The following is a 2,510-nucleotide window of genomic DNA, read 5'->3' on the forward strand; positions in this document are numbered from 1 at the left end:
ATGTCATCCCCCGGCAAGAACCGATGGATTGACGCCCGGCCCGCCGATGCAAGTCTGCCGGGCCAGGCGTCTCGTTGAAACTATCCCATATGACGGGATATTGTTCAATACACATCGCGGACTGCCTTTGTGCATGCCGGGTCGCCTTCCCCGCAGCAACAGGTCAGGCAGCCAATACGGGCGATTTTCGCGGTGGCTTTGGCCTTGACCGTCCTGTCTTGCGAGACTGTAGACAGAACTAATTGGCCCACTGTCGGGGCCGCAACAAGGATGAAGGGGGCGGGTCATGGGCGGATTCCAATCGCCGAATGATGCCGACGATATGGCCACGGCGTCGGACAGCGCGAGCAGTCTGGCCAAGATGCTCTACATCCTGCAGTTGTTCAGTGAGAAAGACCCGGTGTGGTCGACAGCGGCAATTATCCAGACCCTGGAGACCTCCCGATCCACGGGGTACCGCTACATCAAGACTCTCCATGATGCCGGGCTGCTCAACTCGGTGCGCAATGGCTACTACAGTCTCGGCCCGGGAATCATCGAGATGGATCTGAAGATCCGCATGACGGACCCGCTGCTGCTGGCGAGTGAGGGCGTCCTCGAGGATCTGGTCGATAAGATCGGGCACTCCGCCCTTCTGTGCACCGCATATCACGATTCGGTGCTGTGTATCGGCGAGGCGCGCGCTCCACAAAGCCCAGAAAACAGGTTCAGCCGCGGCCAGCGCCGCCCATTGTTCCAAGGGGCGGTGTCGAAGGTAATCCTGGCCTACCTCCCCCATCACCGCCTCAAAGCCATCTATCCTCGCCAACAGGCGGAGATTGAGAAGGCGGGACTGGGCGGCACCTGGAAAGACTTCCGCGGAGCCTTAGGTGATATCAAGAAAAATGGATACGCCTTGACCAAGGGCGAGTTCAATCCCGGCGTCTACAGCGTCGCGGCACCAATCCTTACGGATCAGAAGACATCACTGGGAAGCGTGGGTGTCGCTTGGGACGAACAGAAACGGCGCGACGTCGACATTCAGAAGGCTATATTTGCCGTCAAGCATGCCGCCGCTACCATCTCCGAGCGCATGATGGAGAAGCAGCGCGAGTCTTAGGCCCCATCTCAATGACGGGAAGTCCGTCGATTTCCCAGTGACTGGCACGGCCACGGCCAGGCCAAAGTCGTTTGCCAGTTTGCAAGCCGGAGCTGCCACTTTGAGGCAGAATGCAGAGGCAAGTCAAGTCAGCGTTCGGAGCGGAGTGGTCACTGAGCGGCGTGCATCACTGCACAGGCCTTGAAGGACGAAAGATCTGACACTTGATCAACGTGAGCGCGGAGACTTTCTGGAGCTGAGACTACGCATAAGCAGGCATTCTATGTCAGCATTCATTGCTGTTAAAGCAGAGATTCTGGCATAAATCCTGTATTATGAGACTTTGTCGAACCCGTCCGGCATGGCCGCCCACTGGCCGGTCTAAGAGGAGGACTTGGACGTGAAGGTGTTGGATTTTCCGAATGGCGGTAGCGAGGTGGCCTCGGTTCCGGATAGCGGGGGAAGCCTGGCCAAGATGCTGCACATACTGCAGTTGTTCAGCGAATCAGAGCCAGTCTGGTCGACGGTTGCCATCATTGAAGCTCTCGAGACTTCAAGATCGACGGGGTACCGCTATATCAAGACCCTGCATGACGCCGGCCTGCTCAACGCTGTGCGTAATGGCCACTACAGTCTCGGTCCGGGGATCATCGAGATGGACTTGAAGATCCGCCAGACGGACCCCTTGCTGCTGGCCAGCGAAGGTGTACTGGAGGACTTGGTGGAAAAGATCGGGCACTCGGCTCTACTTTGCACCGCATTCGGGGATTCGGTCCTGTGCGTTGGCGAGGCCCGAGGGCCTCTGAGCCCGGCCAACCGGTTCAGCCGTGGACAGCGGAGACCATTGTTCGAAGGAGGGTCCGTGTCCAAGGTTATCCTTGCCCACCTTCCCCACCACCGCCTGAAATCCATCTACCCCCGCCAGCGCAAAGAAATCGAGACCGCCGGACTGGGCAACACATGGAGTTCCTTCCGAGCAAATCTGGGCAGGATTAAAAAAGATGGGTACCTTCTGACCATCGGAGAGTTCAACCCGGGCGTATACAGCGTGGCAGCGCCGATTCTCACCGATCAGAAAACAGCCCTGGGGAGCGTAGGTGTCGCCTGGGATGAAAAACAGCGCCGCGACGTGGATATCGCCCACGCCGTGATCGCCGTTAAACACGCGGCGACAACCATATCGGACCGCCTACTAGAGAACCATCAACCCTGAAGTCGCCGGAAATCTTGACGCCTGCTGCCAGCCAACCTCAAGTCCAAGTTAAGTGCCGTAACACTTTTCGCGGCACCCGATAGAACATGTCGTGGCTCTTTGGGCGCGGGCGGTGTGCCGTGCCCAAAGAGGTTGGACTATTGGGGCGTGTTTTAGAAGGTGTGGAGCACTGCGCGGAGGAACTCGGTGGGTTCGATGGCTTCGATGGGTACCGGGCCT

2 protein-coding genes are annotated in these 2,510 nt (G+C 58.3%); both read left to right on the forward strand.

The features are described 5' to 3' along the window. The first annotated feature begins 286 nt into the window (after window positions 1-286). Entirely contained in the window at window positions 287-1,099 is an 813-nt protein-coding gene (locus ABEA18_RS22775; protein WP_345453102.1) for an IclR family transcriptional regulator, read from the forward strand. A 379-nt stretch (window positions 1,100-1,478) separates the two neighbouring features. Beyond that, a complete protein-coding gene (locus tag ABEA18_RS22780; protein ID WP_345453105.1) occupies window positions 1,479-2,291 on the forward strand; it encodes an IclR family transcriptional regulator in 813 nt (270 codons plus the stop codon). Window positions 2,292-2,510: the final 219 nt, after the last annotated feature.

This window comes from Arthrobacter gyeryongensis, assembly GCF_039543785.1.
Classification (GTDB): domain Bacteria; phylum Actinomycetota; class Actinomycetes; order Actinomycetales; family Micrococcaceae; genus Arthrobacter; species Arthrobacter gyeryongensis.